This is a genomic window from Nocardia sp. NPDC050793, assembly GCF_040654065.1.
In the GTDB taxonomy this organism is placed as follows: Bacteria; Actinomycetota; Actinomycetes; order Mycobacteriales; family Mycobacteriaceae; genus Nocardia.
The window spans coordinates 590,252-613,231 of the sequence record NZ_JBFAHG010000004.1; the positions used below are offsets into that span (position 1 = coordinate 590,252).

The window sequence follows — 22,980 nt, forward strand, 5'->3', positions numbered from 1 at the left end:
ATACGACGTCGGGCAGCCCGATGCGGAAGGTCGCGCTGCGCAACCTTGCCGCGCACAAGGTCCGGCTGGCGTTGACGCTGCTCTCGGTCGTGCTCGGCACCGCCTTCATAGCCGGATCGTTCGTCTTCACCGACACTTTGCAGCGCACGTTCGACGGCTTGTTCGCCAGCCAGGCCAAGGGCGTCGACGTGCGGGTGAGCCCGAAGGAGCAGCAGTCCTTCGGCGTTCCGCTCGGCGTGGTGGACATGGTCTCGCAGATGGAGGGCGTGCGCGCGGTCGCGCCGAGCGTGGATGGTCCGCTGGTGGTGCTCGACCCGGAGGGTAAGAAGCCGGTGCAGACCGGCGGCGTGCCGAGCTGGGGCCAGTCCTACATTCCGCCGGAGCGCGCGGTCGCCGAGCCGGAGACCTTTCTCGAGGGCGTGCCGCCTGCCGCCGCGGGCGAGGTCGCACTCAACAGCGGCGGCGCGGAGCGCGCCGGGTTGAAGGTCGGTGACAAGACCAAGGTCCTGATCCCGTCGCAGAGCACCCAGCAGCGTCCGGTGATCGACGTGACCGTCACCGGCATCTACGAGGTGCCCTCCGACACCGGCGGTTTCATCGGCGTGCTGTTCTCCGACGCGCAGGCCCGCCAGCTGTTCACCGACGGCTCGCACGTGGCCTTCATCGATATCGCGGCGGAAGGCTCGGGCGACGAGCTGCGCGACCGTATCGCCGCGGCGCTGCCCGGCTTCAAGGTGCAGAACGGCGAACAGGTACGCGAGGACCTGAAAGCCCAGGTCTCCCAAGCGTTGAACTTCATCAACTACTTCCTGCTCGCGTTCGGCGCGATCGCGCTGATCGTCGGCACGTTCATCATCTACAACACCTTCTCGATGATCGTCGCGCAGCGGCTGCGCGAGCTGGCGCTGCTGCGCGCGGTCGGCGCGAGCAGCGGGCAGGTCGGCGGCTCGGTCGTGGCCGAGGCGCTGGTCATCGGCCTGCTCGGTAGCGCGATCGGTCTTGCGGCGGGCATCGGCCTCGCGTTCGGACTCTCCGCGGTGCTCAACGCCTTCGACCTCGGCCTGCCCACCGGTTCCATGGCGGTGCTGCCGCGCACGGCGGTGGTCGCGCTGGTCGTCGGTGTCGTCGTCACCGTGATCAGCGCCTACGCCCCCGCCCGCAGGGCGGCGAAAATCCCGCCGGTGGAAGCCATGCGGGAGGAATACGCGTCCGCGGGAGAGTCGTTGCGGGTCCGCACCGCGTTCGGCGCGGCGCTCGGGGTGCTCGGCGTGGTGCTGGTGGCGCTCGGCGCCCGCTCGACCGGTGGCAGCGCGGCCTCGACTGTCGGTGTCGGCGCGCTGGCGCTGATCCTGGCCGTGCTGCTCGCCGCGCCCGCGATCTCCCGCCCGGTAGTCGGCGGCCTCGGGGTGCTGATCCGTCCGTTCGGGCCGATCGGCCGGATGGCGCGCAACAACGCCATGCGCAACCCGCGCCGCACGGCCGCGACGGCTTTCGCCCTCACCCTCGGCCTGATGCTGGTGTCGGCCATCGGCATGCTCGGGTCGTCGGCCAAGGCCAGCATCGGGGTGCTGGTCGACAAGGGCGTCGAGTCCGAGTACGTGCTCACGGGCCCGCAGCAGTCGCTGATCGGTTTACCGCTGGGGGTGCCCGACGCGGTGCGCGCCGCGGTGCCGGAGGCGGACGAGGTGGTCGGCTTCCGCGGCGTGGCCGTGCAGGCCGGTGGCGATCGGATGCAGGGCGTCGCGCCCGACGGACCGATCGACCGGGCACTGAACTACGAAGTTCTCGACGGCACCGACACGCTCGGCGAGCGCGCCATCATGGTCTCGAAAGACAAGGCGTCCGAACATGGTTGGCGAGCGGGTCAGCAGATCGAGCTGACCACGCTGGACCGGAACCAGAAGGTCCCCGTCACCATCGCGGGCGTCTACAAGAACACGCCGCTGCTCGCCGACCTTGTGGTGCCGCCCCCGATCTTCGAAGAGGTGACCCCGCCCGCGTTCAGGAACAACTTCTACGTGCTCGTCACCGCGAAGCCTGGCGTCGACCTGGCGGCGATGCGCACCGACCTGGAGAAGGCGACCGATCAGTTCGCGGTGGTCCAAGTGCAGGACCGCGAACAGTTCAAGGGCGCGCAGGGCCAACAGATCAACACCCTGCTCGCCATCCTGTACGGCCTGCTCGCGCTGGCCGTGGTGATCGCGATCCTCGGCATCATCAACACGCTGGCGCTCTCGGTGGTGGAGCGGCGCAGGGAGATCGGCATGCTGCGCGCCGTCGGCACCATGCGCTCGCAGGTGCGCCGCACCATCTATCTGGAGTCGATGCTGATCGCGGTGTTCGGCGCGATCGTCGGGGTGATCCTCGGCATCGGTCTCGGCGTCGGATTCCTGCGCACACTGCGGGATTTGGGCATCGACCAGATCGACATCCCTTGGGGCCAGCTGACTTCGGTGCTGATCTCCTCGGCGGTAGTCGGCGTACTGGCCGCCCTGTGGCCGGGCATCCGGGCCGCGCGCACCCCGCCGCTGGCCGCCATCGCGGACATCTAGCCCGGCTTCCGAGCCAGGCGCGTCCCGCAGATTGCGGCACGGTTGCTACCGCCAAGGCGAGTAGTCGATTACTCGCGCGCCGCGCGCCGCCGCGCCGCATGCTTTCGGTATGTCCAGGGTCTTCCTGAGTCATTCGAGCCGGGACACGCGGCAAGCGGTCGCGCTGAAGGCGTGGCTCGTCGAGGCGGATCCGGGTCTCGCCGACGAGATCTTCCTCGATCTGGATCGGCGCACCGGGATCCCCGCGGGTGTCCGCTGGAAGGACGCTCTGCGGCGAGCGAACGAGCGCTGCGAGGCGGTCATCTGCTTGGTTTCCGACCACTGGGATGCCTCGCACGAGTGCAAGGCCGAGTATCGATATGCCGAATCCCTGGGTAAGCCGATCTTCGCGGTTCGACTGCAGCCGCTGAAGGGCCGGGACATCACCAGTGAATGGCAGCGGTGTGATCTGTTCGGTGCGGGGCCGCAGACGTCGATCTCCGTCGACGACGGTCCGCCGGTCGAGTTCCGCACCGAAGGCCTGCTGCGCCTGCGCGACGGCCTGTGGGCGGCGGGCATCGGAGCGGATACGTTCGCCTGGCCGCCGCCCGACGACCCGGAACGGGCGCCCTACCGCGGCTGGCAGCCGCTCGAAGCGGTGGACGCCGCGGTGTACTTCGGCCGCGACGCCCAGATCGGCCGGGCGCTCACTGCCATACGAGCGCTTCGGAACTCGGGTGTCGGTCAGCTGTTCGTCGTGCTCGGGCCGTCGGGGGTGGGGAAGTCGTCGTTCCTGCGCGCGGGTTTGTTGCCGCGCCTGCAGCGCGACGATCGCCACTACCTGCCCGCCGGAATCGTGCGGCCGCAGCGCTATGCCCTGACCGGCGACAGCGGCCTCGCGCAATCGATTCACCGGCTGCGCGTTGGTCTGGGACTGCACCAGCCGGGTCTGGGTGTCATCAAGGCCGGCATCCGCGACGTGGCACGGGTGCGGGCCTGGCTGGCCGAGGCCCAGCGCGCCGCGCAAGAGCGGATCGTCGACCCCACCGGCAAGGAGCTGCCGACTCTCGTGCTTCCCGTCGACCAGGCCGAGGAGCTGTTCGGTGTCGATGCCGACGAGGAAGCCAGGGCGTTGCTCACCATCGTGGGCGAGCTGCTCGACTCGCGCATCGCGATGTCGATCGTCGTCATCGCGACCATCCGGGCCGACAGGTACGAGCCGCTGCAGACCGCGTCGGAACTGGCCGATGTCGAGGCCCGCTTGTTCGACGACCTGAAACCCATGCCGCAGGCGCAGTTCAAGGAAGTCATCTGCGGTCCTGTGCGGCGGGCGCGGCAAGCGGGCAGCCGGCTGGCCTTTGCCCCGGAGCTCGTGGACCGGCTGCTCGACGACTGGTCTCACGGCGCGGACACCCTGCCGCTGCTCTCGCTGACCCTCGCACGCCTGTACCAGGACTACGGCGATGGCGAAATAACTCTCGCCGAGTACGAGGCTATGGGCGGCTTGCGCCGCGTCGTGCAGAGCGAGGTGGACGAGCTGCTCGCCGCCGATCCCGCGGTACGGCAGCAGCAACTCGCGGTGCTGCGGACGGCGTTCGTGCCGTGGCTGGCTACCGTCAACCAGGACAACGACCAGCCGATGCGCCGGGTCGCGCGCTGGTTCGATCTGCCCGCGCCCAGTCGTCCGTTGCTGGAGAGTTTTATTACCCGGCGGCTGCTCGTTCGGGACGAGCGCGACGGTGAGATCGTTGTCGAGGTCGCCCTGGAAAGCCTGCTTCGGCAGTGGGACGCACTCGCCGAATGGTTGCGGATCGAAGCCGCCGACCTGAAGGACGCTGACAATCTGGAGCGCGCCGCGCTCGCGTGGGATCGCAACGCGCGCAACGACGAGTGGCTGCTGGCGGGCAGCAGGCTCGCAGACGCCGAATCGCTGGCCGCCAAACCGGGATTCCGGGACCGGCTCGACCACGTGCGGGAGTTCCTCTCGGCCGCACGCGACCGTGAGGACCGACTGCTCGCCGAGGAACGGGAGCACCGCGAGGCGGAGCTGAGGGCGGCCCGGGACCGGCAGGAAGCGGCGGAGGCATTGGCAGCGGCGGAAAGTCGCGCGAAGGAGGATGCGGAGCGGTATGCCCGAGTGTTGCGCAAACGGTCGAGGATTCTGCGGGCGGCGTTGATCGTGGTGGTAGTCGTGGCGGTGGTGGCGGCGGTCGGATTCGTGCGGGCGCTGCGAGCGGAGGATCGGGCACGCTCGAATGCCCGAGATACGTCGGCGACGGCGTTGGCCGCGCAATCTCAGCTCATGCTGTCCGAATCGTGGCCGGGCATGAGCGACGATGTGTTCGGAATGCAGATGGCCTTGGCCGCCAGCAGCTTTCCGTCGAAGTCCGATGCCCGCTTCGCCGTGCTCAACGCGATCCATCAGACCCGCAACGTCACCAAGATCTACGGCTTGAATGACGTCACTACACCCAGCGTGCAGATCAGCCCGGATGGCAAGCGGATCGCCGCCGCTCGGGGCGACGCGATCGAGCTGGTGGATGCCGGAACATGGCGGCGAATCGGCGCACTCATGACCGGCCACAAGCTCGAAGTGAACGAGCTCGCGTTCAGCCCGGACAGCAGGCGCATCGTGTCCGTAGGCCGCGACGGGACGGTCCGGCTTTGGGATGCCGAAACGCAACGCCCGATCGGCGAGCCCATGCGTGGGCACATTGGGGGAGTGACGAGTGTTGCGTTCAGCGCCGACGGAAGCGTGCTCGTCTCAGGAGGCATCGACAAGACAGTGCGGTTGTGGGATGCCGAGAGGCAGCGACCGATCGGCGAGCCGATGACCGGATCCGAGAAAGAGGTTGCCTCGGTCGCAGCCGGTGGCGACGGTCTGATCGCCTCGAGTGGCCTGGACGGCGCGATCCGCCTGTGGGACCGCGCATCGCGGCAGCCGGTCGGTGCGATCCCGACCGGCCAGTTCAACGTGAGCAGCATCGCATTCAGCCCGGACGGCACCCTCCTCGCCTCGGCGGGCTCTGACGCGACGATCCAGCTCTGGGATTGGCGCACCCGCCTGCCGATCGGCGAACCGCTCCGCGGACATACCGCGGTGATCGAGCAGGTGACGTTCAGCCACGACGGTGCTCGAATCGCCTCCGCGAGCGATGACAAGACGGTTCGGACGTGGGATGTGGCGTCCGGTCGCCCGGTCGGTGAAACGCTGCGTGGCCACGAATCCGCGGTCACCAGCGTCGCGTTTCATCCCGACGGGCGCCGGATCATTTCCGGCGGTCTCGATTCCACCGTGCGGGAATGGATTGGGTATACGGGTACCGTGCATCGTGAAGGCCCGGTGACCAGCGTTGAGATCAGCCCGGATGGCAGGCGCATCATGTCGAGCGTGGTGGACGGAACGATCAGCCAGTCGGAGATCGATACCGGCAAGCAGGTAGGTCCAGTTGTCCACGGCGACGTCCTCGGGGGCGCCGCTTACCGCGCCGACGGCAGGCAACTCGTGTCGATCACCAAGAGCCATCTGCGAATGTGGGATGCGAATACCGGTGTGCCGGCGAGTGCGCCGATTCCTTTCCCACCCGAGACGAAAGTGGCTCTCACCGACGGTGACCGCACAGCGGTGTCGTTTACGGAATCGTCCGGCCAGCTGTGGAACCTGCCGTCGATGCAGCCGATCGGCGTGCCGCTGGACGAGGCCGAGGGGGTCATGTCCGCGAAGCTCAGCGACAATGGGAAGGTACTGGCGGCCGGGGGCCGGGACTGGGTGGTGCGGTTGTGGGACGCGACGACGGGCCTGCGGATCGGGAAGCCGATGGAGGGCGCGGGGTGGGTCTCCGCTATCGCCTTCAGCCCGGATGGTCGTCGGCTCGCCGTCGGGTACTTCGACAGCTCGGTGCGGTTGTGGAACGTGGACACCGGGGAACAGATCGGTGATCCGATGAGGCACGACGGCTGGGTGACGGATGTCGAGTTCAGTCCGGACGGAACGATACTGGCGACCGGCAGCGTGGACGGAAATGTCCGGCTGTGGGATGCGGAATCACAGCGGCAGATCGGCCCCGCGATGATCGGGCACGCAGGAATGATCTCGGACGTCGACTTCACACCGGACGGCACACGGATCTCGAGCGCGAGTGCCGACAAGACGATCAGAATGTGGCCGGTGTCGACGTTCGATCGTGACAAGCTGTGCGCCAAGATGACCTACAACATGAGCCGGGAGACGTGGAACAAGTGGGTCTCGCCCGACATCGACTATGAAAAGGTTTGTCCTGACCTCCCCATCGCGGGTGAAGAAGGTTCGTGAACCACTGCCCGCGGAGGGTCCATCCAAGGGCCTGCCAGAGCGGCCGCCCGCTATCCCGGATAGCGGGCGTACCAATCGAACGGGGGCTCGCCGTGCGCGTTGCGCGGTGGGTTCGGTCCGAACTCGGTGCAGTAGTCGGCCGCCAGCCGCTCGATGACGGGCGCGGCGTCCAGCCCGGCACTCCAGTGGCCGGGGATGGCGGCGCGGCCGTGGCGGGCGCCGAGGATGCTGCCACACAGCGCGCCTGTGGCGTCACTGTCGCCGGAATGGTTGACGGCCAACAGGACTCCGTTGCCGAAGATCTTCTCCGGCGTCCCGCCGACGGACTGCGCGCACAGCGCCGCGTACACCGCGATGCCGAGCGCTTCCGGCGCGATCCAGCCGCGACCGAGCGCGTCGAAGTCCTCCGGCTGCGGCATGGTCTGCGTCCGGCGCGCCGTGGCGGCGGCCAAGTCGACGGCCGCGGTGAGCGCCGTCGAGGTCTCCTCGTGGTGCTCGTGGCGGGCCAGCTCGGCGCGGACCCGGTCTAGCGCGGCGTCGAGTTCCGCGCCGCGTCCGAGCAGATAGATCAGCGCGGCGACCGCACCGGCGGGCAGCCAGCCGCTCGGATGTCCGTGGGTGAGTGCCGCTGCGTCGCAACCCAATTCGAAGACATGCTCGAGCGCGTCGCCCGCCCGGTCGACGGCGTAGCCGAAGCCGCACGGCGCCGCCCGCACGGTCGCGGCGCAGCCCTTGGAATCGTTGATCGGCTCGGTCCTGGTCCCCAGCGGACGGGCGGGCTCGCGCCGCGCCGCCGCCTTCTGCAACGCGGAGGTGGCGGTGTGCGCGGTGCCGCGATGACCCATCAATTCCGGATGCGCGCCCAGCGCGCTGTGCGGGCGGAACTTCTGCTCGGGAATGGTGACGCCCTGACCCTGCAACCAGACCAGGAAACCCTGCTGCATCATGCCGAGCGTCGCGCCGCCGATGCCGCGCGACCGCGCCCGCACCGAGCCTTTCACGAGGGCCTCCACCGTGAACAGCGTCAGCTGTGTCTCTTCGGAGATCCTGCCCTCGTAGGTGTCCGGCGCGCCGGTGACGCCGTGCGGCCCGTAGCGCTGCCGAATGTGGTGCAGCAGCATGTTTTCCACCGGTGCTCCGAGCGCGTCGCCGATGGCGGAGCCGAGCAGGCAGCCGTGCACCACGTCGTCCTGGGTGTGCAGCTGCCTGCGATACGCGGTCGCGTGCATGGTCACGGCGGGTGGCGTCGCGGGCCGCGCGGGCGGTTCGGTCGGCGCGAGGGCGGCCGGTCGCGCGGGCGTCGAATGTGGAGACCGATTCGATGCGGGCCGGGCGTGCGTGTCCGGCGCTGCGGTGGAACCCTTGTCGCGCAGCGCGCGCACGACCGCCTCGGCGAATTCCCCGCACGAATCGAATCGGTCGTTCGGATCCTTGGCCATCGCCCTGGCGAGCGCCGCGTCCAGTCCCGCGGGCAGGTCCGGCCGCGCCGCGCGCGGCGACGGTATCGGACCGTGCATGTGCCCGTAGAGCACCGCGGGGAGATTCGGTGCGTCGTAAGGCCCTGCGCCGGTGAGCAATCGGAACAGCGTGCAAGCCAGCGCGTACTGATCGCAGCGGTGGTCCAGCGGCGAGTTGGTCAGCTGTTCGGGCGCGGCGTAGGCGAGGGTCGCGGTCAGATTCCCGGTGCGGGTGAGTCCCGCGGTGTCGTCGAGCAGTTTGGCGATGCCGAAGTCGGTCAGCAGCACGCGTTCGTCGAAGCCCGCGCCGACCCCCGCCGAGCGGGAAAGCAGGATGTTGGCGGGCTTGACGTCCCGGTGCAGCACGCTGCGGGCATGCGCGTAATCCAGTGCGCCCGCGGTCTGGACGACGATCTGCGCGGCGCGCTCCAGTGACATCGCGCTCGGCGCCACCGCGGCGCTGTCGTGGCCGTCCACGAACTGCATCGAGATCCACAGCCGCTCGTCCTCGATGCCGCGGTCGTAGACGGTGATGATGTTCGGATGGTCCAGCTGCGCGACCAGATCCGCCTCCCGCTCGAACCGCCGCCGGATCTCGTCGTCGTCGAACATCTCCCGATGCAACAGCTTCAGCGCGGTCGTCTTCGGCAGCCGAGGATGGCGCGCGGCGTACACCGCCCCCATGCCGCCGCGCCCGAGTTCGCGCTCGATCACGTAGCCGGCGAACACCTCACCACGGCGCAACATGCGTGCTCCCCTCCAGCGTGCCGAGACTCGACGCGAGTGTAGAACGGTCTCACGGCTTTCCCGCGTTCACATCCGCCCATGACTGGACATCACCGCGATCCAACGCCACCGCGAGCAGGTCGGGAAAGCGGTCGGGGGTGCAGGCGAAGGCCGGAACGCCCAGTGCGGCAAGCGCGGCGGCGTTGTCGTGGTCGAAAGCCGGTGCGCCGTCGTCGGAGAGCGCGAGCAGGACCAGTACTTGCGCGCCCGCGTCCTTCATGGCGTGCACACGGCGCAGCATCTCCGCGCGGATGCCGCCCTCGTACAGATCGGAGATGAGCACGAACAGTGTGTCGGCGGGACGGGCTATCAGCGTCTGGCAGTAAGCGAGCGCCCGGTTGATGTCGGTGCCGCCGCCGAGCTGGGTGCCGAACAGCACGTCGACCGGGTCGGTGAGCAGGTCGGTGAGGTCGACCACCTCGGTGTCGAAGACGACCAGCGACGTGCGCAGCGCCCGCATCGTCGCGAGCACCGCACCGAACACCGAGGCGTACACGACACTCGCCGCCATCGACCCGGATTGGTCGATGGCCAGCACGACGTCGCGGCGCACCGTCTGGGTGTTGCGGCCGTAGCCGACCAACCGCTCCGGGACGACCGTGCGGTGCTCGGGCAGATAGTTCGCCAGGTTCTTGCGAATGGTGCGGTCCCAGTCGATATCTCGCGCCCGCGGCCTGCTGATCCGCGCCGCCCGGTTCAGCGCGCCGGAGACGGCGGTGCGTGTGTGGGTCGCGATGCGCTGCTCGATCTCGCGCACCACCTGTTCGACCACGGTGCGCGCGGTGGCCTTGGTGGTCTCCGGCATCACCCGGTTGAGGCTCAGCAGCGTGCCGACCAGGTGCACGTCGGGCTCGACGGCGGCGAGCAGTTCGGGCTCCAGCAGCAGTTCGGTGAGTTGCAGGCGGTCGATGGCGTCGCGCTGCATCACCTCGACCACGCTGGACGGGAAGTAGGTGCGGATGTCGCCGAGCCAGCGCGCCACCCGCGGCGCCGAACTGCCGAGGCTGCCGGACCGTTTCCCGGACGTGGGTTCGTCGCCGGTGTTGTAGAGAGCGCCGAGGGCGCGGTCGACGGCGACGTCGTCCGCGCCGCCGAGTCCCCCGAGCTCGGGCTCGGCCGCCGTGCCGAGGACCAAGCGCCAACGGCGGGAAGGGTTTTCGTCGGGGTGGCTCATGGCATGGCTCCTTGCCGACACGCAGGATGGATCGCTGTGCGGATCGACTCGCGCCGCGGGTAGCTCGGCGTCGGCGCGCAAGCTCCTGCTGTCTTCGTCGCGCACAGCGATGCGGTGGTCGCGTGGTGCGCCCGGGTGTAGTTCGGCGTCGGTCCGCGCGGTCCGGCCTTGTTTGTCGCGTACGGCCACTCCGCGGCGGTGTCGTGGCGCGATGCGTGCGGAATCATTCTCCGACCCCAAGGATCTCGGCGGCGGTTCGCATGGCGCGGCGTCCACGTTCGACGTCCACGCCCGCCCGCTCGGCCGTCGTCGTTCGTGCGGTGTCGCCGACCGCGCGGCCGATGGCGCGGCGTTCGCCGGATTCGAAGGCGCCGAAGGTGCGGCGCAGCACCGGCAGCGTCTCCAGGAACTGGTCGTCGTCGAGTCCGCGCAGCCAATCATCGATGCGCCGCAACAACTCTCGGTCGTGCACGAGCAGCAGACCGCGGCCGCCGAGGAAACCGTCGATCCACGCGGCCTTCGAGGCCGGGGTAGCGCCGACCGACAGCGCGGCCGAAAGGCGGCGGCCGGAATCGGCGTCGTCGATGATGCCCGCGTCGCTGAGCAGCCGCACCGCCCGGCCGACGAGCGCGCCGTGCACGTCCTCGCGGTCGGCCAGCTTGCCAAGCGCGGCCAGCCAGGTCTCGGTGGCCCACGCGTCGTCGCGGGTGTGGATCGCCAGGTGCGCGGCGTCCAACTGGGTGCGCAGTTCGCCTGCGGCGTCGGCGTCGAGGCCGGTCACCGCGCCGGGCAGACCCGCCGCGATGCGGACCAGCAGGCCGTCGGCCACGTGTGCGAGCGACTTGGTGTCGGTGCCGCGCACGTCGCCGTAGCGCAGCGTTCTGATCAGGCCGGGCAGCGCAGCGAGCAGGTGGGTGACGTCGTGGTCCAGCGCCGCGACACTCTCCAGGCGGGCGATCAGTCCGCCGGTCGCGCCACCCAGATCGGCCAGTAGCGCCAGCTCCAGCGCGCCCGCGAGATCGCCGAGGGTGCGGTCATGGCGCTGCGCGGTGTCGAGAATCTTGGCCTCGGCGGCGGTGCGCAGCGTGGTGCCCCAGCGTGACGCCTCGATGACGGCGACCGCGAACTCCGGACGCCAGCGCAGCGTCCAGGTTTCACGGAAGGTGCCGGTGCTGCGCACCTCCCCGGTGGTCGGCGCGCCCCATTCGATGCCGAGCAGGCGCAGCCGGTGCAACAGCCGCGACCGCTCCAGCTCGCGCTCCTTGCGCAGGTCCAGGTCGACGGTGCGCGCCGTCGGCTCCAGCTTCATCCGCAGCCTGCGCACCCTGGCCCGCAGGTCGGCGTCGAGCGGCACCGTCGGCGCGTTCTCCGGCACCGCGCCGAGCGCCTCCCCGACGACCAGTTCGGTGGTCACCACGTGCACCATGGTCTCGTCGCCGCCGCACATCACCGAGCGCACCGCCTCGGTGACCTCGGACAGCCCGGCCAGCGGTCGTTGCCGCAGCGCCGCAAGGGTTTCGGCGAGGCGGACCGCCTCGATGACGTGCGCGCTGGACACCGGGAGATCGTGCGCCCGCAGCACGCCGGCGACCTTGGTGAGCCAGCGCGCGATCGGCTGGTCGGCGGCGGTGAACAGGTGGTGGTACCAGCCGGGCGAATCGACGCCGGCGCCGTACCCGGAGGACGAGGCGAGGCGGGAATGGGTGTAGGGCACCCAGGTGACCGTGGCCTTCACCTTCGGCATGCCCTTGAGCAGCCGGGCATCGGGCGCGGCCGGTCCGAGTTTGCCCGCGAGCGCGGGCGCGTGCCAGGCGCCGCACACCACGGCGAGGCGACGCGAGCCGCCCTTGAGCGCCTTGCGCATGGTCTGGCGCATGTAGGCCTCGCGGCGCAGGGTGTGCGCGTCGATCGCGGTCGGGCTCGGTCGCCGGCGGCGCACCGTCGGCGGTGTATCGGCGCTGCCGAATTCGTCCTCGGGGCCTAAGGTTTCGGAATCCGGCAGCTGTTCGTCCGGCGGTGCGAGGCCGGGTGGCCGGTGGCCGCCGTCCGCGATGGGTGTCTCGCGCAGCGCGGCCATCGCTTCGGTGAGCGCGTCGAAAACGTCGATGTCGGTGCTGGATTCGACGACCGCGTCCCACCAGCGTTCGGCGTCGTCGTAACCGGCGGCGGACGCGAGATGCGCCAGCGGGTCGACGGTGTCGCCGGGCTCCGCCTCCGCCGCCAGCACCACGCTGCCCGGCAGGTCGCAGAAGCGCACGGGGACTTCGTGTTCGGCGGCATAGCGGAGCGCCTGCCATTCCGGCGAGAACAGCGCGTAGGGCCAGAACGCAGCGCGCGCGGGCTGATCGGGCACGTAGGCGAGCAGCGCGACAGGCGGGGTCATGCCCTCGGCCGTGACGAACCCGGTCAATGGATCGGCATCAGCGGGGCCCTCGATGAGGATGGTGTCGGGCCGGAAGTCCTCCAACGCCAAGCGAAGTGAGCGGGCCGAGCCGGAGCCATGGTGACGGATGCCGAAGACACGCGTCACCGCGCCGTCGGCAGCGGGTGCGCCGACTTCCACACCGGGCGAACGGTTTCCGGCACAGGGTGTGCCGCCACCGTCGTCTCCGGGTGCGCGATCGTTCGCTGGCTCGTGCATCACAGTCCCTAGCCGGTGACCTCGCGGCACGCCCGGTAGAAGTCGGCCCAGTCCGGACGTTCGCGGACGACGGCTTCCAGGTACTCCGTCCACACCGCGGCATCGGTCACCGGGTCCTTGACCACCGCGCCGAGCAGCGCGCCCGCGATGTCGGTGGCGCGCAGCACCCCGTCGCCGAAGTGCGCGGACAGCGCGATCCCGTTGGTCAGCACCGAGATCGCCTCCGCGGTGGACAGCGTCCCCGACGGTGACTTGAGCTTGGTGCGGTTGTCGGCCGTCATGCCGGAACGCAATTCGCGGAAGACCCGCACCACGCGGCGCACCTCCGCCGCGGCGGCGGGCACGTCCGGCAGCTCCAGCGCCGCGCCGAGCTGGGCGACCCGGCGCGTCACGATGGCGACCTCGTCCTCCTCGTCGGCGGGCAGCGGCAGCACCACCGTGTTGAAGCGGCGGCGCAGCGCTGAGGACAGCTCGTGCACGCCGCGGTCGCGGTCGTTGGCGGTGGCTATCACGTTGAAGCCCTTGGCGGCCTGTACTTCTCGGCCGAGCTCCGGTATCGGCAGCGTCTTCTCGGACAGCACGGTGATCAGCGCGTCCTGCACGTCGGACGGGATGCGGGTGAGCTCCTCGATCCTGGCCAGCGCGCCGGTGCGCATCGCGGTCAGCACCGGCGAGGGGACGAGGGCGGCGTCGCTCGGGCCCTCCGCGAGCAGCCTGGCGTAGTTCCAGCCGTAGCGGATGGACTCTTCCGCGGTGCCGGAGGTGCCCTGCACCAGCAGCGTTGACGAACCGGAGATGGCGGCCGAGAGATGTTCGGACACCCAGGTTTTGGCGGTGCCCGGCACACCGAGCAGCAGCAGGGCGCGGTCGGTGGCCAACGTCGCGACCGCGACCTCGATCAGGCGGCGCGGGCCGACGTACTTCGGGGTGATCACGGTGCCGTCGTCGAGCGTGCCGCCGAGCAGGTAGGTGACCACCGCCCAGGGCGAGAGCCGCCAGGAGGGCGGGCGCGGGCGGTCGTCGGCGTCGGCCAGCGCGCGCAGTTCCTCGGCGTAGGCCTGTTCGGCGTGCGGGCGCAGCAGGGTGCTGGCGTCGGTGCTGGTCACGGCAACTCCTCGAGCATGTCCGAGCGATTGGTGAGGTCGGTGGCGAGCTGGTCGAAGGCGCGGGCCCAGGCCACATCGTCGCAGCGCTGCGCGATCGACGCGACGGCGGCCGCCGCGTCGACGGGCAGGTGCACCGACGCCGCGGTGAGCAGGGATCGGTGCGCGGCGGGGCCCGTGCCGTGCCCGCCCGCACGCTGGGCGGCGATTCTGGCGCGTTCGAACAGCAGCAGGATCAGGTGCTGCGCCAGCGGCTGCGGCCACGGGTGCGGCATGGCGGGCAGCAGCGCCTCCAGCTCGGAGAGCCAGGCGCCGTCGAGGCGAAGCAGGTGCCGGACGCGCTCGTCCACCGGCAGCAGGGCGAACAGCTCGCGGCGGCGCAGCAGCGCGGTGTCGGAGGGCACGCCGTTGGCGAACAGCGCCGCGGCCCAGGCCGGATCCCGTTGCGCCAGTGTGGCATCCACCCAGCCGTCGAACAGCGGCTGCCGGAATCGCTCGTCCACCGTGACGCGCACCGCCCGCTCGGGTGCGCCGAGCGCGGTCGTCCAGTGCCGCAGCGGTGTCGCGGCGACCAGCTGGCGCAGGCGGCCCGCGGTGACGTCCGGGACACCGTTCCAGCGGTAGCTGAATTCGACGGCGCGATCGGTGATGCCGTCGCGGCGCACGTCGGCGTCCAGGGACTCGGGTAGCGCGACGCGCAGCGCCGCCGGATCGGCCTCGACGGCGATCCAGTCGAGAGCGCGGCGCAGCATGCGTTGCGCGAAGGCCGAATCGGGGAGCAGCGCGAGCAGTCCGGCTGCGGTTCGGCGCACCTCGGCGCGGCGGTCGTCCAACGCCGTCTCCAGCAGAGGCTCGTCGGCGGCCGCGATGCCGTCGGCGAGGACCGCGAGCAGTTCGGCCCTGGCCTGGCCGGGTTCGGTGTCCCAGGTGGCGGCCAGGGCCGCCCGCGCGGCGTCGGCGTCGCGGGCGCGCAGATGGGCGAGCCAGGCGCGCCGCCGTGGTGCGGCGCCGTAGCGCCAGATCTCATCGGATTCGGTGTCGAAGACCAACTCCGACAGCAGTTCTCGCCATTCCGGATGCCAGTGCGCGAGCCAACGGCCGCGTGCTCCTGCCAGCCGCAGCAGCGGTTCGCGCAGCGCGGTCTGCGCGCTCGCCGAGTCCAGCAGCTGCGCGGCCAGCGCGTCGGGCGCACGGAAATCGTGCGGTTCTGCGGCGGCGAACCATTCGGGCAGGAAACGGGACCGGTCGCGCAGCAGGTCGGCCAGTCGCCGCGCGGCGGCGCGGGGCAGCAGCGCGCGATCGTCGTCGGGTGCAGGCGGCGGCGCGGCGGCGTCCCGCGGTGCGACCCCGCCGCGGGCGAAAGTGTCTCGCAGCGCGGCGGATTCGAGGAGCAGGAAGGCCGGGTCGGTACGCAGGCGAGCGGCGGCGGACGCGGCGGGCGCCGGCAGCAGGGCGGGATCGAAGGCTCGGCGCGCGGTGCCGAGCAGCGCCGTCGAGATCAGGTCGTCGGTCTCGGTGCTCGGCGCCGGGGAGTCCTGGTACGGCGCGGGCTCGTTCTCGACGTCGATCATCTCGCCCAGCGCGAACGCCGAGACAGGGACGAGCCCGTCCGCCGTCCACTCGCCGAGCACGGTGACGGGATGCCCGCCGGAAATCGCCAGCAGCGTCCACGGCTGTTCCGCGGGGGCGAGCGGCAGTGCCGCGCCGTGCGCGTCGACCACCTGCCAGCCCGCGTCCGCGACGACCGGAACCACGTCGCGCAGCAGCACCGGCCAGGACCGCACCCACGGGTCAGCGCCGAGCGCCGTCGCATGCGCCTCGAGCGCCTCCCGGACGGAGCTGCCCGCCGTGCGGGGCTGGCTCAGTATCGTTTCGCCGTGCGTGCGGGACTCGTCTCGTTCGCCGACAAGAGCCGCGGGAAGGGATTCGCCGATACGGGCGGCGGGATGCGATGTGTCCACATCATTCGCCGCGGTAGCGCCGGGCAGCGTTGTGAAGGGTTCGTCGACGCCGCGGCGCTCGCCCCAGAGGGCGCGCAGGGGCGCCGCGCCGGGGTAGTAGTGCAGGTCCGCTGCCGTCATGCTCCCGAGGACGGGCGCGGTGGCCGGAAACGCGGGCGCGCCGAAGGCGTGGTCGACGAGCAGCGCCCAGCGGTGCGTCCGGCGGCCGTAGAGCCAGGTGCGGCGGGTGTAGAGCCGATCGTCCTCGGTGCTGCGCACGCCGAGGGTCATCCACTGGTCGCGGACGACCGGTTCGGCGCGCACCGATTCGGCCGGGTTGGGATAGCCGATGTGAGTGCGGACGCTGGCGCGCAGCGCGGGCGGCAAGTCCTCCAGGCGGCGGTGCGCCGCGACCAGCAAGTGCAGCTTGGCGTATTCGCGCAGCACCGGTTCGGGCCAGTCGGCGCGCGTCGCCATGATCAGCGGCAGCCTGCGCAGCGCGCCCGCGACACCGGGGGCCTGCGCGTCCACCATGCGCGCGGCGATCGACTCGAACGCGTGGTAGGAGCGATCGGCCTGAGCGAGTCCGGTGCGCACCTGATCGCCGAGCCAGATGTCGAGTTCCTCCAGTCCCGCGGTGACGCGCATCCGCCGCTGCTCCGCGGTGGCAGGGTTGGCCGTGCGGGCCGTCGCGGGCGGCGCGGAGCGGGCCGCTCGGGCAGCCAGCCATTCCGCCGCGAACTCGGCGACCTCGGCCGACGGCACGACGTCGCCCTGCGACCAGAGCAGCAGCAGCGACAGCGCGTGCTTGCACGGCGACTTGCGGCTCGGGCAGCTGCACGCGTACGCGGGGCCGGAGAGGTCGACGATCGTCGCGTACGGCTCAGGACCGCTGCCCCGGCACCGGCCCCACACGGCCTCGTCGCGGTACCCGGTGTCCCGCCAGCGGTCCGCGAGGCCGCGCGCCGCCGCGAGCGAGTTCGCGTCGGGCGCGAGCGCGCCGACCCGTTCCTCGGGCCACGGTGCGTTCATCGGGCAGCGTCCGAACGTCCGTGCGTCATCCTCGTCTCCCATTTCCTCTTGTTCGGATTTCTACCCCAGCCCACCGACAGCTCCGCAGGTACCCACGGCTTTCCACCGGAAAACGCTGTGCGGGCGACGGATTCGCGCGACGCTACGTCTTGCGCCGAATTCTGTTGTCTGGCATCCTGTTCTGTTCGGCTCCGACCGGGCCACCCATACCGGGTGAGACACCATCGAGCTGCCCGCCGGGGTTGGGCCGAGGGGTGGACATCGAGTCGCGGCCCAGCCGGCTCGATGGCCATATCCATCCCCGCGGGCAGGTTCGCATCTCCTTCTTCTCATCCACCGCCGGTGGGCGGATGCGGCTCGATCGGGTAGCGTTTCGCTCAGCTTTCGACGGTGACACCGCGCGCGAATGCGGGAGGGGCGCGCCGCGGTGCGGTGTGTAGGGGGTTTCAACGTGTGCCCGGAGCCCGCGGTCGACACGACGGCGGAGACCGTACCGCGCCTGACCGACGTGGTCGCGCGACGGTTGAACGAGGACCCGGCGGTCACTCCCGACGTGGCGCATGCCGTGCTGCGCGCGCTGGGCGCGGTCGATTCCCGCCTTCGGGCAACCGAATTCGACGACTCCGGCATCTTCCTTCGCGCGATCCGGGTGCGCGGCTTCCGCGGCATCGGCCCCGAGGTGACGTTGCGCGTGCCGCCCGGCCCCGGCCTGACCCTGGTGGTCGGTCGCAACGGCAGCGGCAAGTCCAGCTTCGCCGAGGCCGCCGAACTGGCGCTGACCGGAGGCAACCGCCGCTGGGAGGGCCGCTCGGCCGCGTGGCGCGAGGGCTGGCGCAACCTGCACGACGGCGACATCGCCCGCATCGAACTGGAATTGCTCACCGGCGGAGCCGATCCGGAGCTGGTCATCGCCAAAGAGTGGGCGCCGAAGGACGAACTTGCCGATGCGCGCTGGACCGAGCGGCGCAAGGACGGCGCGCCAGCGGATTTCGACGCGGGACGGTGGGCGTCGGTACTCGAGCTGTACCGGCCGTTCCTGTCCTACAGCGAGCTCGGCGCCCTGGTCGACGGCAAGCCGAGCGACCTGTTCGACGCGCTGCACCAGCTGCTCGGTCTCGACGAACTCACCCTGGCCCAGGAGCGGATTCGCGCGCGGAGGCTCGAATTGGAGCGCGCGGCACGGGATTCCCGACAGGAGCGGATCGACCTGCTCGCGGCCGTGGAGACGGTGGCCGACGACCGCGCGGTACGCATGGCCACCCTGCTGCGCCCGGCGCAACCCGACCTCACCGCGGTCGGCCGCGACATGCTCGGTGGCGCCGACGGGGGCGACGGCCCGGCGGGACTGCGCGCCATCGTCAGGCTCGCGCTGCCCACCGAGGCCGAAGTGGACGCGGTCGCCACCCGGTTGGAAGCCTGCGCGGCCACACTGGCGCGGGATTCCACCGCCGACGCCGAGGCCGACCTGCGGGTGCTGGAACTGCTGCGCCGCGCCCGGGAACACGCTGCGGCGAACGGGGATTGCGCATGCCCGGTCTGCGGACGGGGCAGGCTGGACGCGGAGTGGTCGCGCGGCGCGGACGTCTCGATCGCGCGGCTCAGCGCCCGGGTCGACGCGCTCACCACCGCCCGCGACGAGCTGCGCAACGCGGTGCGCGCCGCGCGGGCGCTGCCCGACCACGTACCGCCCGAACTGGACTTCGATCCGCGCAATCCGCCCACCGTCGACACCACCGCGGTGCGCGCGGCCTGGATGGAGTGGGCCGCGCTGAGCCGCGCCGAGTACGCCCCGGAGCTGCCGGATCGGTTGCGCTTGGCGCACACTCGGCTCGTCGACGAGCTCGAGCTGGTCCAGCAGGGCACCCGCAAGGAGCTCGAACGGCTCGACGAGGTGTGGGCGCCGCTGGTGCCGCGGATCGCCGCCTGGCTGGACGGTGCGCGCGAAGTGGCTATGCGCTCGGGCGAACTGCGCACGCTGAAACGCGCCGAGGATTGGCTGAAATCGGCGACGGCGGGCCTCCGCGACGAGCGCATGGCCCCGCTGGAGACCACCGCGCGCTGGGTCTGGCGCACCCTGCGCCAGCAGAGCAATGTGGAACTCGGCGCGATTCGCTTGCAGGGCAACGCGGGCACCGCGCGCCGGGTGCTGCTCGACGTCACCGTCGACGAGGTGGACGGCGCGGCGCTCGGCGTGATGAGCCAGGGTGAGCTGCACGCGCTCGGCCTCTCGCTGTTCCTGCCGCGGGCGACGGTGGAGGACAGCCCGTTTCGCTTCGTGATGATCGACGACCCGGTGCAGGCCATGGACCCGGCGAAGGTGGACGGGCTGGCCAGGGTGCTCGCGTTCGTCGCATGGACGCGGCAGGTGGTGGTGTTCACCCACGACGAGCGGTTGGCCGAGGCGGTGCGCCGGATGCAGCTGGATGCCTGCGTGCTGGAAGTGCAGCGGCGCGAACGATCGGTGATCGAGGTGCGCACGTCGAGCGATCCGGTGCGGCGCTACCTGGACGACGCGCGGTCGCTGGTGCGCACACCGCAGCTGCCGGAGGCGATCGCGGACGAGCTCGTCGCGACCTGCTGCCGGTCCGCGGTGGAGGCGGCCAGCCTGGCAAGGGCGCGGCGCGAGTTGCTGGCGCGCGGCATGAACCACCGCGAGGTGGAGCGGCATATCGAGGGCGCGCAGACCACGAGGGCCATGGTGGCGCTGGCGGTGATGGGCGTGCAGTACAACGTCGACAACCTCAACAAATACCTTGCGCGAGAAGGCAGATGGCTGGTCGGCGCGTTGCGCGACGTGACGGCGGGCGCGCACGTGCCCATCGATCGCGGCATGCGGGAGCTGATCGCGAACACCGAGCGGTTCATCGCCTGGATGGGCCGGTGAGCGAGCGCGTGCGGCCACTCGCGATGGGGGCGGGCGAGAGCGAGGCGTCGTCGTGAGCGAGCGTCAGCGCCCGCGTGGCCCGCGTCGGCGTCCGCCGGGCCGGTCGAAGCAGAGGGCGCCGCGGCCGACGGTGGCCGAGCGGCTGGACGCGGTGGACCGGTTGCTGGACGGCGAGGTGACCGCCGCGGGCGGGGTGTGGTCGCGGGCGACGGCCTGGATTCTGCGGCTGGCACTCGAACAGGCGGTGGACGAGTTGTGGGCGCGCCTCGCGCCGGAGCTGGCGCGCTGTCCGATGCGCGCCCAGCTGCTCGCGCTGCGCGTGTACACGGGTCCGGAGACCGGCGCGCAGGTCGCCGCGGTGTGGGCGGCGCTCTCCAGGGCCGCCCACCATCACGATTACGAACTCGCGCCGAGCGTCACCGAACTGCGGCGCTGGCGCGAGCAAACCGCCGCCATCGCGAGCGTGCTGGACAGGGTCGGCCGTGGGAATTCGGCCTGGGTGCGCACCGAGATCGCCTCGGACTGACAGCCGGTCGGCCCACGCAGGTGCGGGCTTGTTGTGCGAGGTGTGCGGACAGATTGTCCACACGCCCCTTTACGCCGATGTGCCGCAACGGATTTCGATTAGCGAACGAACGGAAACTGCCCGGAGCGCCAGTCATCGACGCGGCGCCGGATACTCGCTACCATCGGCAGGTCGTCGATCTCCCCCGGCGAGAACCACGCGACCTCGTGCGACTCGTCCGAGACGGCCAGCTCGCCGCCGACGGGCCGACCGAGCAGACAGATCGAAAATTCTTGGCGCACTTCGCCGTCGTCGTAGGCGAAGACATGACCCGGGTTCGTGTAGGTCCCCACAATGCCGGTGATCTCGATATCGATCCCCGTCTCTTCGCGCGTCTCCCGGATACCGCAGCCCGCCAGGGATTCGCCGAGTTCCATCTTGCCGCCGGGCAGCGCCCACATGTCGTTGTCGACCCGGCGCTGCAACAGCAGCTGGCCCGCGTCGTTGACCACCACAACAGATGCGGCGGGGACTAAACTGTTCGGCTCTGGCGCGTTCGGGTCGTCCTCGTAGTCACGTCGTCCCACTGTGCGTCTCCTCCCAGATGCTTCGCCCGCGGCTCCACAGCTCCTCCACGTGATCGTGGAAGCGGTCGAACATGCCCTCGTCCTGCTCGCGCCGGATGTGCAGCATCGGTGAGTCGTGGCCGACGCGGCGAGCAAGGATCGGGGTCACGATCATGTCGTTGTCGAATCGGAAGACCGACAGGTTGACGTGCCCGACTTCGTACCTGGCCTCGATGCCGTCGATCCCGCGAAGCTTTTGCAGCTCGCCGACGGTGACGGCGATGCGTGTGGCGAGGGTGAGCGGGACGCTCTCCTCGCGTTCTCGCTCGCGGGTCACTTCGCTGTTCGGGTCGCCGATCAGAAACCGGACCCGGCAACCCTGGGTCGCTTTGCGGCGCAGCAGGTTACCAAGGTTGGCGTGCTCCAGCCACAGGAAGTAGTTGGTGTAGCCCGCGAAGGTCAGCTCATGTTTCGACTTGGTGATGAGGCTGCGCCACAGCGCGGCCGGCGCGGCCGATCGGTACGGGAACACCGAATGAGTGTGTTCCTGCACGGCGTGCGTATGGACTTCGCCGCCTGCCTGACCGCCGCGCTCGTGTTCGTCAGCGAGCACCGTGCTCGCCACTACTTCGACGCTGTCACCGTCGATCCGCGCGCCGAGGGCTATCCACGTCTGCCGAACGAGAGGCTGTATCTCCAACCGTGATCGCCACTCGAGAGTCACGCCCCATCCGCTGTGAACGGACAGTGGCAACTCAACGATGAGCTATTTGGTACGGCATCAGTTCGTGGGTCCGCCGGAGCCCCCACTTGCTCGCACATGGTCTGGATGCGGCCCGGAGCGTGGGCAGTGCCGGGCGCTGGGCGCGCGTAGCGGAGAATTCGTGCATGGCTGAGTCGCAACCGTGTCCGTGCCGTCGCGGCGAACCGTTCGACGAGTGCTGCGGTCCGGCGCTGTCGGGTGCGCGGCCCCCAGCGACGGCCGAGGCGCTGATGCGTTCGCGCTACACCGCGTTCGCCGTCGGCGACGTCGATTACCTGCGGCGGTCCTGGCATTCTCGGACCAGGCCGAAGCGGCTCGAGCTGGATCCGGACCAGCGATGGTTGTTCCTGGAGATCGTGCGCACCGAGCGCGGCGGGCCGTTCGATGACAGGGGGACCGTGGAGTTCGTCGCGCACTACCGCGCCGAGGGCGGACGCGGTTCGCTGCACGAGGTCAGCCGGTTCGTGCGGGAGGACGGGGCGTGGGTCTACTTGGACGGCGTGATCGAGCCGTGAGTCCCTCGAGCCGCAAGCGGATTGCCTGACCGCGAGCCGCGAGCGGTGAGGCGTGGGCTCTGGCACCGGCCGCGGCCGAAAGCGCGAATACTGCTTCGCTTCGGTAGCGTCGACTTCTATGCCACGTGTCGCGATCGAGTACTGCACCCAATGCCGCTGGTTGCTGCGGGCGAGCTGGATGGCGCAGGAACTGCTGAGCACCTTCGCCACCGAGCTGGGCGAGGTCGCGCTGATTCCGGGCACGGGCGGGGTGTTCCGGATCACCGTCGACGGTGAACAGGTGTGGGAGCGCAAGGCCGACGGCGGGTTTCCTGACATCGCCGTGCTCAAGCAGCGGGTGCGCGACCGCGTCGCGCCCGAGCGTGACCTCGGTCATGTCGACCGGCGCGAGGCCGATCACACCGACTGAGCGGCGAGCGCGTCAGCCGCAGCAACCGCCGCCGCAGCAGCCGCCGCCGCTCGGCGGTGGCGTCGGAGCCTGCGGTGCGCCGCCGCCACCCCGTCCGACGGTGGCGAACGTGGTCAGCAGTTTGACCGTGTCGTCGTGGCCTTGCGGGCAGGCGGCCGGGTCCGACGACTGGGCCATCGGGCGATTCACCTCGAAGGTGTCACCGCAGCTGCGGCAGCGAAAGCTGTAATTCGGCACCGGCCAAGGGTAGCGCCCTGATCACGGTTGATGCCTGCTCCCGGTGGCGCCCGCGAAATCGCACGTACCCTCGAAAAGAGATCACGAGGTGCAGCCCCCGGGTGTGGCAAACCCGCAGCGCGCCG

At 70.6% G+C, this 22,980-nt stretch carries 15 protein-coding genes; 7 read left to right on the forward strand and 8 right to left on the reverse strand.

Annotated features, from left to right (window positions below):
• Positions 1-20 precede the first annotated feature (20 nt).
• Together AB0H50_RS17375 and AB0H50_RS17380 are read left to right on the forward strand one after the other, a co-directional pair.
• The gene (locus AB0H50_RS17375) at positions 21-2,552 is read left to right on the forward strand and encodes an FtsX-like permease family protein (protein WP_357453473.1); all 2,532 of its coding nucleotides are present in this window, start codon (positions 21-23) and stop codon (positions 2,550-2,552) included.
• A 109-nt stretch (positions 2,553-2,661) separates the two neighbouring features.
• Positions 2,662-6,843: a TIR domain-containing protein gene (locus AB0H50_RS17380; protein WP_357453050.1), complete on the forward strand. Its 4,182-nt coding sequence runs from the start codon at positions 2,662-2,664 to the stop codon at positions 6,841-6,843.
• A gap of 50 nt (positions 6,844-6,893) precedes the next feature.
• On the opposite strand, the gene AB0H50_RS17385 is transcribed toward AB0H50_RS17380, so the two are convergent.
• The 5 genes from AB0H50_RS17385 to AB0H50_RS17405 all read right to left on the reverse strand — a co-directional run bounded on the left by AB0H50_RS17385 (position 6,894) and on the right by AB0H50_RS17405 (position 16,976).
• Entirely contained in the window at positions 6,894-9,047 is a 2,154-nt protein-coding gene (locus AB0H50_RS17385) for an ADP-ribosylglycohydrolase family protein (RefSeq protein ID WP_357453053.1), read from the reverse strand.
• Positions 9,048-9,096: 49 nt separating this feature from the next.
• Positions 9,097-10,260, reverse strand: a complete 1,164-nt coding sequence (locus AB0H50_RS17390) for a VWA domain-containing protein (RefSeq protein ID WP_357453056.1) — start codon at positions 10,258-10,260, stop codon at positions 9,097-9,099.
• Between the two features lie 223 nt (positions 10,261-10,483).
• Positions 10,484-12,823 (reverse strand): DUF5682 family protein, encoded by a 2,340-nt coding sequence (locus AB0H50_RS17395; RefSeq protein WP_357453059.1) that lies wholly within the window; start codon positions 12,821-12,823, stop codon positions 10,484-10,486.
• Positions 12,824-12,909: 86 nt separating this feature from the next.
• Positions 12,910-14,007: an AAA family ATPase gene (locus AB0H50_RS17400; protein ID WP_357453062.1), complete on the reverse strand. Its 1,098-nt coding sequence runs from the start codon at positions 14,005-14,007 to the stop codon at positions 12,910-12,912.
• The gene (locus AB0H50_RS17405) at positions 14,004-16,976 is read right to left on the reverse strand and encodes a DUF5691 domain-containing protein (protein ID WP_357453064.1); all 2,973 of its coding nucleotides are present in this window, start codon (positions 16,974-16,976) and stop codon (positions 14,004-14,006) included. Before AB0H50_RS17405 ends, AB0H50_RS17400 begins: the two co-directional genes overlap by 4 nt.
• 451 nt (positions 16,977-17,427) lie before the next feature.
• On the opposite strand from AB0H50_RS17405, the gene AB0H50_RS17410 reads away from it, so the two are divergent.
• Both AB0H50_RS17410 and AB0H50_RS17415 read left to right on the forward strand, forming a co-directional pair.
• Positions 17,428-19,860, forward strand: a complete 2,433-nt coding sequence (locus tag AB0H50_RS17410) for an AAA family ATPase (RefSeq protein WP_357453066.1) — start codon at positions 17,428-17,430, stop codon at positions 19,858-19,860.
• 52 nt (positions 19,861-19,912) lie between these two features.
• Complete coding sequence (locus AB0H50_RS17415) at positions 19,913-20,386, forward strand: hypothetical protein (RefSeq protein WP_357453071.1); 474 nt, start codon at positions 19,913-19,915, stop codon at positions 20,384-20,386.
• 98 nt (positions 20,387-20,484) lie between these two features.
• On the opposite strand, the gene AB0H50_RS17420 is transcribed toward AB0H50_RS17415, so the two are convergent.
• Positions 20,485-20,952: an NUDIX domain-containing protein gene (locus AB0H50_RS17420; protein ID WP_357453073.1), complete on the reverse strand. Its 468-nt coding sequence runs from the start codon at positions 20,950-20,952 to the stop codon at positions 20,485-20,487.
• Positions 20,939-21,463, reverse strand: a complete 525-nt coding sequence (locus AB0H50_RS17425; RefSeq protein ID WP_357453076.1) for a DUF5919 domain-containing protein — start codon at positions 21,461-21,463, stop codon at positions 20,939-20,941. Before AB0H50_RS17425 ends, AB0H50_RS17420 begins: the two co-directional genes overlap by 14 nt.
• Positions 21,464-21,466: 3 nt before the next feature.
• Between AB0H50_RS17425 and AB0H50_RS17430 the strand changes: the two genes are divergently transcribed.
• From AB0H50_RS17430 to AB0H50_RS17440, 3 genes are all read left to right on the forward strand, one after another.
• Positions 21,467-21,637, forward strand: a complete 171-nt coding sequence (locus AB0H50_RS17430) for a hypothetical protein (RefSeq protein WP_357453079.1) — start codon at positions 21,467-21,469, stop codon at positions 21,635-21,637.
• A 182-nt stretch (positions 21,638-21,819) separates the two neighbouring features.
• Positions 21,820-22,209 carry a YchJ family protein gene (locus AB0H50_RS17435; protein WP_357453082.1) on the forward strand — a complete coding sequence of 130 codons (390 nt, stop codon included), beginning with the start codon at positions 21,820-21,822 and terminating at the stop codon, positions 22,207-22,209.
• Between the two features lie 118 nt (positions 22,210-22,327).
• Positions 22,328-22,618: a SelT/SelW/SelH family protein gene (locus tag AB0H50_RS17440; protein ID WP_357453085.1), complete on the forward strand. Its 291-nt coding sequence runs from the start codon at positions 22,328-22,330 to the stop codon at positions 22,616-22,618.
• A 12-nt stretch (positions 22,619-22,630) separates the two neighbouring features.
• On the opposite strand, the gene AB0H50_RS17445 is transcribed toward AB0H50_RS17440, so the two are convergent.
• Complete coding sequence (locus AB0H50_RS17445) at positions 22,631-22,855, reverse strand: zinc ribbon domain-containing protein (protein ID WP_357453088.1); 225 nt, start codon at positions 22,853-22,855, stop codon at positions 22,631-22,633.
• Between the last annotated feature and the right edge of the window lie 125 nt (positions 22,856-22,980).

Coding starts and splice junctions, on each gene's coding strand:
- AB0H50_RS17440 (WP_357453085.1), top strand. CDS start 22,328: ATGCCACGTGTCGCGATCGAGTACTGCACCCAATGCCGCTGGTTGCTG.
- AB0H50_RS17435 (WP_357453082.1), top strand. CDS start 21,820: ATGGCTGAGTCGCAACCGTGTCCGTGCCGTCGCGGCGAACCGTTCGAC.
- AB0H50_RS17390 (WP_357453056.1), bottom strand. CDS start 10,260: ATGAGCCACCCCGACGAAAACCCTTCCCGCCGTTGGCGCTTGGTCCTC.
- AB0H50_RS17375 (WP_357453473.1), top strand. CDS start 21: ATGCGGAAGGTCGCGCTGCGCAACCTTGCCGCGCACAAGGTCCGGCTG.
- AB0H50_RS17385 (WP_357453053.1), bottom strand. CDS start 9,047: ATGTTGCGCCGTGGTGAGGTGTTCGCCGGCTACGTGATCGAGCGCGAA.
- AB0H50_RS17430 (WP_357453079.1), top strand. CDS start 21,467: ATGAGTGTGTTCCTGCACGGCGTGCGTATGGACTTCGCCGCCTGCCTG.
- AB0H50_RS17380 (WP_357453050.1), top strand. CDS start 2,662: ATGTCCAGGGTCTTCCTGAGTCATTCGAGCCGGGACACGCGGCAAGCG.
- AB0H50_RS17405 (WP_357453064.1), bottom strand. CDS start 16,976: ATGAACGCACCGTGGCCCGAGGAACGGGTCGGCGCGCTCGCGCCCGAC.